This window comes from Methylocystis sp. ATCC 49242 (genome assembly GCF_000188155.2).
GTDB lineage: Bacteria > Pseudomonadota > Alphaproteobacteria > Rhizobiales > Beijerinckiaceae > Methylocystis.
In genome coordinates this window covers 1,697,095-1,712,232 of record NZ_KE124774.1, presented here as the reverse complement: position 1 = coordinate 1,712,232, position 15,138 = coordinate 1,697,095, and the positions used below count along the sequence as shown (strand labels likewise).

General features: G+C 62.8%; 11 protein-coding genes and 2 pseudogenes. 3 read left to right on the top strand and 10 right to left on the bottom strand.

The features are described 5' to 3' along the window. Positions 1 to 212 precede the first annotated feature (212 nt). Positions 213 to 1,751 (top strand): IS21 family transposase, encoded by a 1,539-nt coding sequence (gene istA / locus MET49242_RS10530; RefSeq protein WP_051134086.1) that lies wholly within the window; start codon positions 213 to 215, stop codon positions 1,749 to 1,751. Beyond that, positions 1,748 to 2,590, top strand: a complete 843-nt coding sequence (gene istB, locus MET49242_RS10525) for an IS21-like element helper ATPase IstB (RefSeq protein ID WP_036282401.1) — start codon at positions 1,748 to 1,750, stop codon at positions 2,588 to 2,590. The genes istA (MET49242_RS10530) and istB (MET49242_RS10525) overlap by 4 nt, the downstream gene beginning before the upstream one ends. 388 nt (positions 2,591 to 2,978) lie before the next feature. Here the strand turns inward: istB (MET49242_RS10525) and istB (MET49242_RS10520) are convergent, their stop codons facing one another. From istB (MET49242_RS10520) to MET49242_RS10490, 7 genes and pseudogenes are all read right to left on the bottom strand, one after another. Beyond that, positions 2,979 to 3,707, bottom strand: coding sequence for an IS21-like element helper ATPase IstB (gene istB, locus MET49242_RS10520; protein WP_036282815.1), 729 nt, complete (start codon positions 3,705 to 3,707; stop codon positions 2,979 to 2,981). A gap of 14 nt (positions 3,708 to 3,721) precedes the next feature. After that, positions 3,722 to 4,264, bottom strand: a pseudogene (locus tag MET49242_RS10515) (IS21 family transposase); the annotation flags it as partial. Between the two features lie 132 nt (positions 4,265 to 4,396). After that, positions 4,397 to 5,239 (bottom strand): IS21-like element helper ATPase IstB, encoded by an 843-nt coding sequence (gene istB / locus MET49242_RS10510; RefSeq protein ID WP_036282811.1) that lies wholly within the window; start codon positions 5,237 to 5,239, stop codon positions 4,397 to 4,399. Further along, positions 5,236 to 6,774, bottom strand: coding sequence for an IS21 family transposase (gene istA / locus MET49242_RS10505; protein ID WP_051134121.1), 1,539 nt, complete (start codon positions 6,772 to 6,774; stop codon positions 5,236 to 5,238). The genes istB (MET49242_RS10510) and istA (MET49242_RS10505) overlap by 4 nt, the downstream gene beginning before the upstream one ends. Positions 6,775 to 6,968: 194 nt before the next feature. After that, positions 6,969 to 8,996 carry a methanol/ethanol family PQQ-dependent dehydrogenase gene (locus MET49242_RS10500; protein WP_227967846.1) on the bottom strand — a complete coding sequence of 676 codons (2,028 nt, stop codon included), beginning with the start codon at positions 8,994 to 8,996 and terminating at the stop codon, positions 6,969 to 6,971. 788 nt (positions 8,997 to 9,784) lie between these two features. Continuing rightward, positions 9,785 to 10,033, bottom strand: coding sequence for a hypothetical protein (locus MET49242_RS10495; RefSeq protein WP_144259569.1), 249 nt, complete (start codon positions 10,031 to 10,033; stop codon positions 9,785 to 9,787). Between the two features lie 136 nt (positions 10,034 to 10,169). Next, positions 10,170 to 10,982 (bottom strand): IS5 family transposase, encoded by an 813-nt coding sequence (locus tag MET49242_RS10490; protein WP_036279258.1) that lies wholly within the window; start codon positions 10,980 to 10,982, stop codon positions 10,170 to 10,172. A 58-nt stretch (positions 10,983 to 11,040) separates the two neighbouring features. On the opposite strand from MET49242_RS10490, the gene MET49242_RS24930 reads away from it, so the two are divergent. Next, positions 11,041 to 11,262, top strand: coding sequence for a hypothetical protein (locus tag MET49242_RS24930; protein ID WP_144259568.1), 222 nt, complete (start codon positions 11,041 to 11,043; stop codon positions 11,260 to 11,262). A gap of 344 nt (positions 11,263 to 11,606) precedes the next feature. On the opposite strand, the pseudogene MET49242_RS24205 reads toward MET49242_RS24930, so the two are convergent. The 3 genes and pseudogenes from MET49242_RS24205 to istA (MET49242_RS10470) all read right to left on the bottom strand — a co-directional run bounded on the left by MET49242_RS24205 (position 11,607) and on the right by istA (MET49242_RS10470) (position 15,130). Beyond that, a pseudogene (locus MET49242_RS24205) lies at positions 11,607 to 12,451 on the bottom strand (IS5 family transposase). Between the two features lie 301 nt (positions 12,452 to 12,752). After that, a complete protein-coding gene (gene istB / locus MET49242_RS10475) occupies positions 12,753 to 13,595 on the bottom strand; it encodes an IS21-like element helper ATPase IstB (RefSeq protein ID WP_036282401.1) in 843 nt (280 codons plus the stop codon). Further along, on the bottom strand, positions 13,592 to 15,130 hold the full coding sequence (istA, locus tag MET49242_RS10470; RefSeq protein ID WP_051134120.1) for an IS21 family transposase: 1,539 nt from the start codon (positions 15,128 to 15,130) through the stop codon (positions 13,592 to 13,594). The genes istB (MET49242_RS10475) and istA (MET49242_RS10470) overlap by 4 nt, the downstream gene beginning before the upstream one ends. Positions 15,131 to 15,138: the final 8 nt, after the last annotated feature.

Here is a 15,138-nt window from a genome sequence, read left to right as displayed (position 1 = left end):
CCGCCGCCGAACGGCTTTGCCGTAGCCAATTACAAGCGATGCCATCCAGGCCATGCGTCGCCCCGCCCACTCGACGACGTCAATATATGAACAGCGGCGGCAAAGTGTACCACTGAACCGGCTTTGGGGGCTGCTTTGACGGCGGCGCAAAAGTGTACCGGTCCTGATAGGCCGAACTCGATGTCATCGACTGGCATGGAGAGGCCGAAAGGATGTTCACAGTGGAACTCTATGCCCGGGTGAGACGCGCGGTGATGGCGGAAGGGCTGAGCCGGCGGGAAGCGGCCAGGCGCTTCGGCGTGCACCGCAATACGATCACGAAGATGCTTCAATATTCGGTTCCGCCGGGGTATCGGCGTCGGGAGCGGCCGATCTCGAAGAAGCTGGGGCCGTATATGGCCTGGATCGACAAGGTCCTGGCGGATGATCGGCTTGTTCACGCCAAGCAGCGTCATACGGCACAGCGGATATTCGAACGGCTGCGGGACGAAGAAGGGTTTTCCGGCGGTTACACGATCGTCCGGGAATATGTCGCGCAGGCGCAGTTGCGGTCGCGCGAGATGTTTATTCCACTCAGCCATCGACCGGGGAATGCGCAGGCGGATTTTGGCGAGGCGGACGCCTATATCGCCGGCAGGAAGGTCCGCTTTCATTATTTTTGCATGGACCTGCCGCATTCGGACGGCTGCTTCGTCAAGGCCTATCCGGCGGAGACGGCGGAAGCCTTCTGCGACGGCCATGTCGCGGCCTTCGCCTTCTTTGGCGGCGTCCCCCAGTCCATTCTTTACGACAATACGCGTCTCGCGGTCGCCAGGATCGTGAAGGGTGGAGAGCGTCTGCGTTCGCAAATGTTTGCGGAACTCCAGAGCCATTACCTTTTTGCTGATCGCTTTGGCCGGCCCGGCAAGGGGAATGACAAGGGCAAGGTCGAGGGGCTTGTCGGCTATGTCCGGCGCAACTTCATGACGCCACTGCCCGTGGCGGAGAGTTTCGAGGCGCTGAACGCGAGGTTCCTGGACGCCTGCACGAAACGACGGCGGGCGATCCTGCGCGGCCAGTCGACGCCGATCGGCGAACGCATGCAGGCGGATATGGCGGCATTCCTGCCGGCGCCGCCGGCTCCCTATGACGCCTGTCACAAGGTCGCGACGCGCGTGTCGTCGATGGCGCTGGTGCGCTACCGCAACAACGATTACTCGGTCCCGATGCGCTTCGGCCATCGGGAGGTGCTGGCCAAGGGCTATGTCGATCGGGTCGAGATTGTCTGCGGCGGGGAGACCATCGCCGTGCATGCGCGCAGCTACGGCAAGGCCGAGTTCATCTACAACCCGCTGCATTATCTCGCTTTACTCGAACACAAGAGCCGCGCGCTCGATCAGGCCGCGCCGCTCGACGACTGGCGGCTTGCCGACTGCGTGCATCGTCTGCGGCGGCTGATGGAGGCGCGCATGGGGAATAGCGGGCGCCGCGAGTTCATCCAGGTGCTGCGGCTGATGGAGGACTTTCATCAGCATCAGGTCGAACAGGCGGTCGCGGAGGCGCTGCGTCTTGGCGCGATCAGCTTTGACGCAGTGAAGATGCTGCTGCTGGCCAGGCTGGAGAACCGGCCCGCGCGGCTCGATCTGACATTCTACCCCTACCTGCCGGCGGCTACGGTCGGCGCGACGGATCCGCGCGCCTATCTCGGGCTCGTCGCCGGCGCGAGCGTCATCGCGGGCGTCATGGACTCGAACGCGGGGGGGCCGGCATGACCATCTCGCATGAGCCAGGTTCGCAGACGATCGTCGCGCCGCAGGTGCTGCTGGGTAATCATCTCAAGGCGCTGAAGCTTCCCACCTTCGCGCGCGAATATGAGAAGGTGGCGCTGGAGTCGGCGCAGGACCGCGCCGATTACCCGCGCTATCTGCTACGCCTGTGCGAACTGGAGCGCATTGATCGCGAGCGGCGCAATGTCGAGCGCCGCATCCGGCTGGCGCGCTTTACGCAGGTCAAAAGCCTCGACACATTTGACTTTACCGCCCAGCCTTCACTCAACAAGCCGCTCGTGCTGGAGCTAGCGCGGTGCGAATGGATCGAGAAGCGACAGAACTGCATCGCCCTTGGGCCAAGCGGAACGGGGAAGACCCACGTCGCGCTCGCCCTGGGGCTCGCCGCCTGCCAGAAGGGGTTCAGCGTCGCGTTCACGACCGCCGCGGCTCTTGTGCACGAACTGATGGAGGCGCGCGACGAGCGCCGCCTGCGCGCGCTGCAAAAGCATCTCAACACCGTCAAACTGCTGATCGTCGACGAACTGGGCTATGTGCCGTTCACGGCGGTCGGCTCAGAGCTGCTCTTCGAGGTCTTCAGCCAGCGCTATGAACGCGGTGCGACGCTGGTGACCAGCAATCTGCCCTTTGATGAATGGACGTCGGTGTTTGGCTCCGAGCGTCTCACCGGCGCATTGCTCGACCGGCTCACCCATCATGTCCACATTCTGGAAATGAACGGCGAGAGCTATCGGCTGGCGACCGCAAAGAAAGCGCAACGGCGAAACCGCGATCTCCCCGACGCGCCCGCAATCGACAAAGGAGGCGCCGACACGACGAACTGATCGCCGTCGCGCGCGTTGAACCGCGCTGCGCTACGCTCCGCGCGCCTCAACGCCCGCGTCAACTAAACTACAAGGGCCGTGCGGCCCTTTTCTCGAAACCAGACCGGTACACTTTTACCCCGCCTTCATGCACATTTTGTCCCCGCCATTGACAACTAATCGCACAAGGCGAGAATAGCACCAAGAGGCAGTTCGCCAGAAGCGTGTGTGTGGACGCCGGCGGCGAGGTCTACCTGTCAAACGCCATTGGATCGGGACCCCAGTTTTTCATCCAAAAGGGACCCCTGTCTTGGCGCGAGTTTTCTGCCGTTATTGGTATGACGGCGGGAGGGCATAGCCCGACCGCTGTCATGCCGATAACGGCAGCGGCCTGACGAAGTGGACAGGCTCAGGCGCGGTTCTTGAAGCGCCAGCTTTCGTTGCCGGTCTCGACGATGTCGCAGTGATGGGTAAGGCGGTCGAGCAGCGCGGTCGTCATCTTCGGATCGCCAAAGACGCTCGGCCATTCGCCGAAAGCCAGGTTGGTGGTGACGATGATCGAGGTGCGCTCATAGAGCCGACTGATCAGATGGAACAGCAATTGGCCGCCCGCCTGCGCGAAGGGCAGATAGCCGAGTTCGTCGAGGATGACGACGTCGAGGCGGGTGAGGTAATCGGCGAGCCGTCCCTGCCGTCCGGCGCGCGTTTCCGCCTCGAGCCGATTGACGAGATCGACCGTGGTGTAGAAGCGCCCGCGCAGGCTGGCGCGAATGCAGCTTCTCGCAATGGCGATCGCGAGATGCGTCTTGCCGGTTCCCGTGCCGCCGACGAGAACGATGTTGCGCTGCTGAGCGACAAAGCCGCCGCTTGCAAGGTCGCGCGCGAGCGTCTCGTTGACAGTCGCGCCGTTGAAGTCGAAGTCGTCAATGTCCTTCGCTAAGGGCAGCTTGGCGATGGTCATCTGATATTTGATCGAGCGGGCGTGTTTTTCGGCGATTTCGGCTTTGAGAAGGTCGCCCACGATCTGCGGCGGCTCGTGCTGCCGCTTGACGCCCGCGGCGATCACCTCGTCGTAAGCGCTCCTCATGCCATAGAGCTTGAGTTCTCCCATGAGATCGAAGATTTGCGTGCGTTCCATCATCAGCTCGAACTCCTCAGTTGATCGTATCTTGCGCAATCGGCGAGAGGGGTGTGCCGCAGCTTCAGAGCGTCCGGCGTGAGGATGGTCAGCGGCGGTCCGGGATCGCGGCGGCGCGCGAGGATGTTGAGAATGACGTCGGCGGAATGGACGCCCTGATCCATGGCCTCGGCGCAGGCGGCTTCGACCGCCGGCAGCCCGTCGTCGAGAACCGCGGCGAGGATTTTCACCATTTGCCGATCGCCGTCGGTGGAGCCCGCGAGCTTGCGCCGAATCCTTTCCATGCCGGATGGCAGCACCCAGTCCTTGAACGGCGCGCCGTTCCTCAGGGCGCCCGGCTTCCTCGCCAGGACGGGCACGTAATGCCAGGGGTCGTAGGTCGTCTCGTCTCGGCCAAAGCGTCTGGGATGTTCAGCGACGACACTCCCGTCCTGCCGAATGACGATGCGGTCGGCATAGGCCTGAACTTCGACGGGCCGGCCAACGGCGCTGGCCTTCACCGAGTATTTGTTGCTGTCGAAGCGAACGAGGCAAGTGTCAATGGCGGGGACAAAATGTGCATGAAGGCGGGGTAAAAGTGTACCGGTCTGGTTTCGAGAAAAGGGCCGCACGGCCCTTGTAGTTTAGTTGACGCGGGCGTTGAGGCGCGCGGAGCGTAGCGCAGCGCGGTTCAACGCGCGCGACGGCGATCAGTTCGTCGTGTCGGCGCCTCCTTTGTCGATTGCGGGCGCGTCGGGGAGATCGCGGTTTCGCCGTTGCGCTTTCTTTGCGGTCGCCAGCCGATAGCTCTCGCCGTTCATTTCCAGAATGTGGACATGATGGGTGAGCCGGTCGAGCAATGCGCCGGTGAGACGCTCGGAGCCAAACACCGACGTCCATTCATCAAAGGGCAGATTGCTGGTCACCAGCGTCGCACCGCGTTCATAGCGCTGGCTGAAGACCTCGAAGAGCAGCTCTGAGCCGACCGCCGTGAACGGCACATAGCCCAGTTCGTCGACGATCAGCAGTTTGACGGTGTTGAGATGCTTTTGCAGCGCGCGCAGGCGGCGCTCGTCGCGCGCCTCCATCAGTTCGTGCACAAGAGCCGCGGCGGTCGTGAACGCGACGCTGAACCCCTTCTGGCAGGCGGCGAGCCCCAGGGCGAGCGCGACGTGGGTCTTCCCCGTTCCGCTTGGCCCAAGGGCGATGCAGTTCTGTCGCTTCTCGATCCATTCGCACCGCGCCAGCTCCAGCACGAGCGGCTCGTTGAGTGAAGGCTGGGCGGTAAAGTCAAATGTGTCGAGGCTTTTGACCTGCGTAAAGCGCGCCAGCCGGATGCGGCGCTCGACATTGCGCCGCTCGCGATCAATGCGCTCCAGTTCGCACAGGCGTAGCAGATAGCGCGGGTAATCGGCGCGGTCCTGCGCCGACTCCAGCGCCACCTTCTCATATTCGCGCGCGAAGGTGGGAAGCTTCAGCGCCTTGAGATGATTACCCAGCAGCACCTGCGGCGCGACGATCGTCTGCGAACCTGGCTCATGCGAGATGGTCATGCCGGCCCCCCCGCGTTCGAGTCCATGACGCCCGCGATGACGCTCGCGCCGGCGACGAGCCCGAGATAGGCGCGCGGATCCGTCGCGCCGACCGTAGCCGCCGGCAGGTAGGGGTAGAATGTCAGATCGAGCCGCGCGGGCCGGTTCTCCAGCCTGGCCAGCAGCAGCATCTTCACTGCGTCAAAGCTGATCGCGCCAAGATGCAGCGCCTCCGCGACCGCCTGTTCGACCTGATGCTGATGAAAGTCCTCCATCAGCCGCAGCACCTGGATGAACTCGCGGCGCCCGCTATTCCCCATGCGCGCCTCCATCAGCCGCCGCAGACGATGCACGCAGTCGGCAAGCCGCCAGTCGTCGAGCGGCGCGGCCTGATCGAGCGCGCGGCTCTTGTGTTCGAGTAAAGCGAGATAATGCAGCGGGTTGTAGATGAACTCGGCCTTGCCGTAGCTGCGCGCATGCACGGCGATGGTCTCCCCGCCGCAGACAATCTCGACCCGATCGACATAGCCCTTGGCCAGCACCTCCCGATGGCCGAAGCGCATCGGGACCGAGTAATCGTTGTTGCGGTAGCGCACCAGCGCCATCGACGACACGCGCGTCGCGACCTTGTGACAGGCGTCATAGGGAGCCGGCGGCGCCGGCAGGAATGCCGCCATATCCGCCTGCATGCGTTCGCCGATCGGCGTCGACTGGCCGCGCAGGATCGCCCGCCGTCGTTTCGTGCAGGCGTCCAGGAACCTCGCGTTCAGCGCCTCGAAACTCTCCGCCACGGGCAGTGGCGTCATGAAGTTGCGCCGGACATAGCCGACAAGCCCCTCGACCTTGCCCTTGTCATTCCCCTTGCCGGGCCGGCCAAAGCGATCAGCAAAAAGGTAATGGCTCTGGAGTTCCGCAAACATTTGCGAACGCAGACACTCTCCACCCTTCACGATCCTGGCCACCGCGAGACGCGTATTGTCGTAAAGAATGGACTGGGGGACGCCGCCAAAGAAGGCGAAGGCCGCGACATGGCCGTCGCAGAAGGCTTCCGCCGTCTCCGCCGGATAGGCCTTGACGAAGCAGCCGTCCGAATGCGGCAGGTCCATGCAAAAATAATGAAAGCGGACCTTCCTGCCGGCGATATAGGCGTCCGCCTCGCCAAAATCCGCCTGCGCATTCCCCGGTCGATGGCTGAGTGGAATAAACATCTCGCGCGACCGCAACTGCGCCTGCGCGACATATTCCCGGACGATCGTGTAACCGCCGGAAAACCCTTCTTCGTCCCGCAGCCGTTCGAATATCCGCTGTGCCGTATGACGCTGCTTGGCGTGAACAAGCCGATCATCCGCCAGGACCTTGTCGATCCAGGCCATATACGGCCCCAGCTTCTTCGAGATCGGCCGCTCCCGACGCCGATACCCCGGCGGAACCGAATATTGAAGCATCTTCGTGATCGTATTGCGGTGCACGCCGAAGCGCCTGGCCGCTTCCCGCCGGCTCAGCCCTTCCGCCATCACCGCGCGTCTCACCCGGGCATAGAGTTCCACTGTGAACATCCTTTCGGCCTCTCCATGCCAGTCGATGACATCGAGTTCGGCCTATCAGGACCGGTACACTTTTGCGCCGCCGTCACAGCAGCCCCCAAAGCCGGTTCAGTGGTACACTTTGCCGCCGCTGTTCATAACGCTCGGCGACACCCGACCGAGGGGTGCGCCGAGCGCCAGATTTGCTTATGCGCCAAGCGTCTCGCTTAGTTCGGCAGAGCGAAGACGGTCAGCACGCCGCCGAGGGCGGTGTAGTTGGCGAGCGAGGCGTAGTTGCCCACCGCGCCGAGACCTTCATTGCTCTTCGACAGACCAGCCGCAAGGCCGATGCCGGCCCAGCCGCCAACGCCCGAGAGGACCGCGACATACTGCTTGCCGCCTGACTCATAGGTGATGACGTTGCCGATGATTCCCGACGGAGTCTTGTACTTGTAAAGCTCCTTGCCGGTCTTCGTGTCGACGGCCTTCAGATAGCCCTCGAGCGTGCCGTAGAAGGTCACGCCGCCGTCGGTCGACACCGCGCCCGACCACACCGAGAACTGCTCCTTGTTCGACCAGACGATCTTGCCGACCTTGGCGTCCCAGGCGATGAAGTTGCCGGTGTTGTTGGTGCCGTCGCCGAGCACCTTGCCCGCCGGATACATTTCCAGCGTCGCGCCGACGTAGGGCTGACCCGCGGTGTAGGACACGCGGAACGGCTCGTAGTCCATGCAGACGTGGTTCGTCGGCACCAGGAACAGACCCGTCGCCGGGTCATAGGAGACCGGCTGCTGGTCCTTCACGCCCAACGCCGCCGGGCACACGCCCTGGGTGTTGGTGTCCTCGCCATTCTGCTCGGTCGAATATTTCGACACGACCAGCGGACGGCCATAGGTCTTGGAGTTCTTGTCCATGTCGACCTTGGTCGCCCAGTTCACGGCCGGGTCGAACTTCTCGGCGACGAGCAGCTCGCCCGTCACCCGGTCCAGCGTGTAGCCGAAGCCGTTGCGGTCGAAGTGGACGAGCGTCTTGCGGGTCGTTCCGCCGATGTTCTGGTCGGCGAGAACCATCTCGTTGATGCCGTCATAGTCCCACTCGTCGTGGGGGGTCATCTGGTAGACCCACTTGGCCTTGCCCGTGTCGAGGTCGCGCGCCCAGATGGTCATGGACCAGCGGTTGTCGCCCGGACGCTGCTTCGGGTTCCAGGTCGAGGGGTTGCCCGAGCCGTAATAGACGAGGTTCAGTTCCGGATCATAGCTGTACCAGCCCCAGGTGGTGCCGCCGCCGATCTGCCACTGGTCACCCTGCCAGGTCGAGATGCCCGAGTCCTTGCCGACCGGCTTGCCGAGATGGGTGGTCTTCTCCGGGTCCATCAGCGTGTCGCTGTCGGGGCCCATGGAGTAGCCGCGCCAGGCCAGCTTGCCGTCCTTGATGTCGTAAGCGGTGATGTGGCCGCGCACGCCGAACTCGCCGCCGGCGATGCCCACGAACACCTTGTCCTTGAAGACGTGCGGAGCGGCGGTGGAGGTCTGGCCCTTCGCCGGGTCGCCGTTCTTCACCGACCAGACCAGCTTGCCGGTCTTGGCGTCGAGCGCGACAAGCGTCGTGTCCGCCTGGGCCAGGAAGATCTTGCCGTCGCCATAGGCGAGGCCGCGGTTCACCGTGTCGCAGCACATGACCGGAACGACGGACGGATCCTGCTTCGGCTCATACTTCCAGAGGATCTTGTGATCCGGATCCTTCAGGTCGAGCGCGTAAACATTGTTCGGGAACGGCGTGTGGAGATACATCACGTCGCCGACGACGAGCGGGGCGCCTTCGTGGCCACGCAGCACGCCGGTCGAAAACTGCCACGCCGGAGCAAGCTTGCCGACGTTCTCAGCCGTGATCTGCTTGAGAGCCGAATGGCGCAGATTCGCGTAGTCGCCAGTCGGCGAGACCCACTGCTTCGGGTCCTTCTGAAGCGCCAGCAACTCGTCGGCAGACCCGGGCGCGGCGGCAGTCGGGATCGCGGCCTCGGCCACCGGAGCGGGCGCCGCCGGCGCAGCCGGAGCCGGCTCGGCGGCCGGGGCGGGCGTCGCCGGGGCGGCCGCCACGTCAGAGGGCTTGGACGGCGAAGATTCTCCAGCGCCTGCGTTTTCGTGAGTCGAGGGGCCCTTTGCGTCTTGCAAGGAGTTGCCCAGGAAATAAACGCCCCCGCCGGCAAGCCATATGACCGCAGTGGTGGCGAGAAGATTTCGCGTAGCCGTATTCATGCATTCCTCCCAGTGAATGAGGCGATTTTGTTCCCGCGCGCCCCAATTTTACCGCTCGCTTGGCGAAATGAAGGCGACGACACGTGCAAAGCGCTGTCGCCCTTCGTCCGGATTTTGTCAACGTCAACAAAATTGCCCTTGGCGACTTCTCGGGTTCGCCACAATGGGTCCAGCGGACAGGCTCCTGTCCCTGGCTTCACATTCGCACGACTTCCGCCGCCCCGGCCCGGATTCTTGCGTGTGTCGTCGCCTCAGCGGTTGCTGCGTCGCCCACTTGGCATGGATCGTGGGCGGGCGGCGCCGCGCAGTTTGCTCCCCTCGGGCCTGTTATACCCTGACTCATTGGAAATACGCAGAAATGAGTCGCCCGCAGGCGGATCGTGGATTCCTCCCTAGAGCTTGATTTGCGCTGGCTATCTTTCGCCCGAGGGCGAAAGATAGGGACGGGGTCGGACGTGCGGCTTGCGAAGCCCATCGCCAAAACATGAGGGCTGACCAACTCGGCCATAAAAGCCAGCGCTTAAAAAAGGCCGCTCCGAGAGTGTCGGGCGGCCTAGTTGCCCTCCAAAATGGACAAAGGAAACATTGGAGAGATCCTTAAGATATCGGACGCCGCTCTATCCGTTTCCATAAGTGAAAATACGGAGGCGAGTAGGCCGGGGATAGATTTTTGAGCAGGGACAGCGACGCCGGGATGGCCAGCAATAACCGGATTAGCGCGATCATCTCGCCAGCTCAGCCGATTTCGTCGCCACATCAGCGCGGATGAGGTTTTCGACACACACAGGTCACTCGCGTGGGGCGTCGTCTTCCTCTTCCCACCCGCAGATTCGCATTAACTTGATAACATCCTGCTCGATGGTATCGGCCAAGGCATATTCGAGATGTTTTTGCCGCTCCTCGTTAGCCGATAGCGCTCGGCCTTCATAGGCAAGCGCAGCGCCTCTGTGGAATCGTAACAGTACGCGACGCATCGCCCAAGCGGTTTCCCTGTCCATTCGGAGTTCAATGCAACGCTTACGTCCCAGCGCCGTCATTTTCTGTTCCTCCTCCCCGCGAATGCCTGCTTGCCGCGGCGCAAGGCGTGCGCGGCTGGGCGGCGATAAACCGCATCCACTTCTCGACAGCGCCATGTTACGTAATCTTCGGGCGGAGGCCAGCGGCTAGAGGGTGTTATGCACCTTGGATCATGAAATCTGCTGCGCGCTTGAGCATGAGACATGCGAAGGCGACGACGTGGAGTCCTGCGAGGGTCTGAGCATAGCGCTCGTAGTCTTTGACGAGCCGCCTGCATCGCGTCGCCCAGGCGAATGAACGCTCGACCACCCAGCGCTTGGGCAGCAACACGAAGCCCTTCTTCGCTTCGGCAAGTTTGACGACGCACAGTTCGGCGCCTTGCGCCTTCGCCGCCTCGGACGCCTTTTCGCCGGTGTAGCCCTGATCGACATAAACGAGTTCGACGCTTTCGCCTGTCACATCCTGCACGGCTGCGATGAGCTTGCCGACCTCGGCGCGGTCATCGACATTCGCCGGCGTGACATGCAACGCCAGCAAATGGCCCAATGTGTCGACTGCCATGTGCAGCTTCGAGCCGCGCTTTCGCTTCGCGCCGTCATAGCCCGCTCGTGGGCCGCTCTCAGGGGTCGAGCGCAAGGTGCGGCTGTCGATGATCGCCGCCGTCGGCTCCGCCGCCCGCCCGGAAGCGACGCGCAACTGGGCGCGCAGATCCTGCGCAAGCGCCTCGAACACGCCCGCCGACAGCCAGCGCTGCGATTGCTGATACACGGCGAACCATGGCGGCAGATCGTTGGGCATGGCGCGCCAGGCGATGCCGTAGCGCAGCACGTAACGCAGGCCGTTGAACAGCTCGCGCAGCGAATGTTGACGCTGCGGCGCGCCTTCGTCCATGAGCGTCAGATAAGGCGCAACCAGCGACCATTCTTCGTCGCTGACGTCAGACGGATAAGGTTTGCGAATCGGAGACATCCGATTCTACTAAGACAATCAATCACCAAAGTACATAACACCCTCTAGGAGTTCGCCAATGCCTTTAAATTTCACGGGCAAACGGGTCGAAAGTCCAGACGGCGTTTCAATCCAAGCAACGGACGCGGCAACAGGAAAGCCTGTCGTTGTTAAATCTTCGCACATGGCGATTCAAGATTATGGAATGTCTCGGGTAGAAAAGGTCGCCAGCGACAAATATGATAAGGGCAAAACCCAATCTGACGGTAGCGTCCGCGTCCATACGGATGAGTGTTCCTGAGCTTCCGCCCGGGCGCACCATGTTGCCGGCCGACCGATGTCGGGGGAAGACAGAAGTCGCCTGCGCGCTTTTTTGATCGCGGCGATGATCTGGTTGGTGATGTGCCGGTGAGTGTCGAAGCGTTCGCTCTTCATGGCGGTTCCCCTGCTCGCCGGGCCGCGGGAGTGGGGGCAGGGGGACCGGGACCCGAGAGCGGGGGATCAAACGCCGTGCCTTCAGGCGCGCCGTAGAGTGGGGCGGAGCTGCAACCGGGCAAAGCGAGGGAAGCGAGCCGCGTTGATCGCGCGGCGGTCCCGGTCAAACGTCCTCACATGAGAGGCCGCCTAGCTAGGTCCTGTGGACACTTACCTTAACCAGAGGACGATGGCTGCGACTGTCACAACTGCGAGGTAGTTTTTCGCGGTTTTTTCATATCTCGTGGCGACGCGCCTGAATTGCTTGAGCTTGCTGAAGGAGCACTCGACGAGGTGACGCTGCGCATAGTGATGCGCGTCGAGCGGATGCTTTATGGCCCGGGATGGGTTGTTGGGAATGACGGCCGTCGCATTTTTGGCTGCGATCGCTTTGCGGAACGCATCGGAATCATAGGCTGTGTCGGCCATGACGAGGTCCGCTTGCAGACCTTCGACAAGGGCGAGGGCTTGCGGCGCGTCGCCCGACTGCCCGGCGGTGAGGCGAAAGCGAACAGGACAACCGAGCCCGCGCACGGCGAGATGGATTTTCGTGCTCAGGCCACCGCGCGAGCGGCCGATGGCCTGATTTTGAGCCCCCCTTTTGCGCCGCTGGCGTGCTGATGCGCCCGGACGATGGTGGAGTCGACGATCAGATATTCAAAGTCGGGATCGTCAGCCAAGGCCTCGAACAACCGAAACCATACGCCCTTCTCGCTCCAGCGGCTGAAACGCCGAAACACGCTGTTCCATTCACCAAAGGCTTCGGGAAGGTCGCGCCAGGGCGAACCCGTGCGCACCAGCCACAGAACCCCTTCAACGAACATGCGATTGTCGCGCCCCGTGGACCCACGCTGATCCGGGCGGCCAATGATCAAGCCAGATATCCGAGCCCATTGCGGATCCGTAAGAACCAGTCGCTCCGAGACGCCCAAGGCTTCCTCCTCAAAAGAAAGCCTTGAATCATCTCGACCCCGATTCGGGAATCCCCCCAAGAGTCCACAGGACCTAGCGTCCACGCTCAGCGGACAAAGCGGCGGGCGCGGACGTCTGCAAACGTTTGTCCGCCGAGCGGATAGGCCTTAACTCAGTATGGGTGGCGATCTTTCTTCGCCTGCCAAGCGCGGTATGCTTTGAGGTCGGTGTCACGTTCGAAGTTGGGCGTTTGTCAATGGCGGGGACAAAATGTGCATGAAGGCGGGGTAAAAGTGTACCGGTCTGGTTTCGAGAAAAGGGCCGCACGGCCCTTGTAGTTTAGTTGACGCGGGCGTTGAGGCGCGCGGAGCGTAGCGCAGCGCGGTTCAACGCGCGCGACGGCGATCAGTTCGTCGTGTCGGCGCCTCCTTTGTCGATTGCGGGCGCGTCGGGGAGATCGCGGTTTCGCCGTTGCGCTTTCTTTGCGGTCGCCAGCCGATAGCTCTCGCCGTTCATTTCCAGAATGTGGACATGATGGGTGAGCCGGTCGAGCAATGCGCCGGTGAGACGCTCGGAGCCAAACACCGACGTCCATTCATCAAAGGGCAGATTGCTGGTCACCAGCGTCGCACCGCGTTCATAGCGCTGGCTGAAGACCTCGAAGAGCAGCTCTGAGCCGACCGCCGTGAACGGCACATAGCCCAGTTCGTCGACGATCAGCAGTTTGACGGTGTTGAGATGCTTTTGCAGCGCGCGCAGGCGGCGCTCGTCGCGCGCCTCCATCAGTTCGTGCACAAGAGCCGCGGCGGTCGTGAACGCGACGCTGAACCCCTTCTGGCAGGCGGCGAGCCCCAGGGCGAGCGCGACGTGGGTCTTCCCCGTTCCGCTTGGCCCAAGGGCGATGCAGTTCTGTCGCTTCTCGATCCATTCGCACCGCGCTAGCTCCAGCACGAGCGGCTTGTTGAGTGAAGGCTGGGCGGTAAAGTCAAATGTGTCGAGGCTTTTGACCTGCGTAAAGCGCGCCAGCCGGATGCGGCGCTCGACATTGCGCCGCTCGCGATCAATGCGCTCCAGTTCGCACAGGCGTAGCAGATAGCGCGGGTAATCGGCGCGGTCCTGCGCCGACTCCAGCGCCACCTTCTCATATTCGCGCGCGAAGGTGGGAAGCTTCAGCGCCTTGAGATGATTACCCAGCAGCACCTGCGGCGCGACGATCGTCTGCGAACCTGGCTCATGCGAGATGGTCATGCCGGCCCCCCCGCGTTCGAGTCCATGACGCCCGCGATGACGCTCGCGCCGGCGACGAGCCCGAGATAGGCGCGCGGATCCGTCGCGCCGACCGTAGCCGCCGGCAGGTAGGGGTAGAATGTCAGATCGAGCCGCGCGGGCCGGTTCTCCAGCCTGGCCAGCAGCAGCATCTTCACTGCGTCAAAGCTGATCGCGCCAAGACGCAGCGCCTCCGCGACCGCCTGTTCGACCTGATGCTGATGAAAGTCCTCCATCAGCCGCAGCACCTGGATGAACTCGCGGCGCCCGCTATTCCCCATGCGCGCCTCCATCAGCCGCCGCAGACGATGCACGCAGTCGGCAAGCCGCCAGTCGTCGAGCGGCGCGGCCTGATCGAGCGCGCGGCTCTTGTGTTCGAGTAAAGCGAGATAATGCAGCGGGTTGTAGATGAACTCGGCCTTGCCGTAGCTGCGCGCATGCACGGCGATGGTCTCCCCGCCGCAGACAATCTCGACCCGATCGACATAGCCCTTGGCCAGCACCTCCCGATGGCCGAAGCGCATCGGGACCGAGTAATCGTTGTTGCGGTAGCGCACCAGCGCCATCGACGACACGCGCGTCGCGACCTTGTGACAGGCGTCATAGGGAGCCGGCGGCGCCGGCAGGAATGCCGCCATATCCGCCTGCATGCGTTCGCCGATCGGCGTCGACTGGCCGCGCAGGATCGCCCGCCGTCGTTTCGTGCAGGCGTCCAGGAACCTCGCGTTCAGCGCCTCGAAACTCTCCGCCACGGGCAGTGGCGTCATGAAGTTGCGCCGGACATAGCCGACAAGCCCCTCGACCTTGCCCTTGTCATTCCCCTTGCCGGGCCGGCCAAAGCGATCAGCAAAAAGGTAATGGCTCTGGAGTTCCGCAAACATTTGCGAACGCAGACGCTCTCCACCCTTCACGATCCTGGCGACCGCGAGACGCGTATTGTCGTAAAGAATGGACTGGGGGACGCCGCCAAAGAAGGCGAAGGCCGCGACATGGCCGTCGCAGAAGGCTTCCGCCGTCTCCGCCGGATAGGCATTGACGAAGCAGCCGTCCGAATGCGGCAGGTCCATGCAAAAATAATGAAAGCGGACCTTCCTGCCGGCGATATAGGCGTCCGCCTCGCCAAAATCCGCCTGCGCATTCCCCGGTCGATGGCTGAGTGGAATAAACATCTCGCGCGACCGCAACTGCGCCTGCGCGACATATTCCCGGACGATCGTGTAGCCGCCGGAAAACCCTTCTTCGTCCCGCAGCCGTTCGAATATCCGCTGTGCCGTATGACGCTGCTTGGCGTGAACAAGCCGATCATCCGCCAGGACCTTGTCGATCCAGGCCATATACGGCCCCAGCTTCTTCGAGATCGGCCGCTCCCGACGCCGATACCCCGGCGGAACCGAATATTGAAGCATCTTCGTGATCGTATTGCGGTGCACGCCGAAGCGCCTGGCCGCTTCCCGCCGGCTCAGCCCTTCCGCCATCACCGCGCGTCTCACCCGGGCATAGAGTTCCACTGTGAACATCCTTTCGG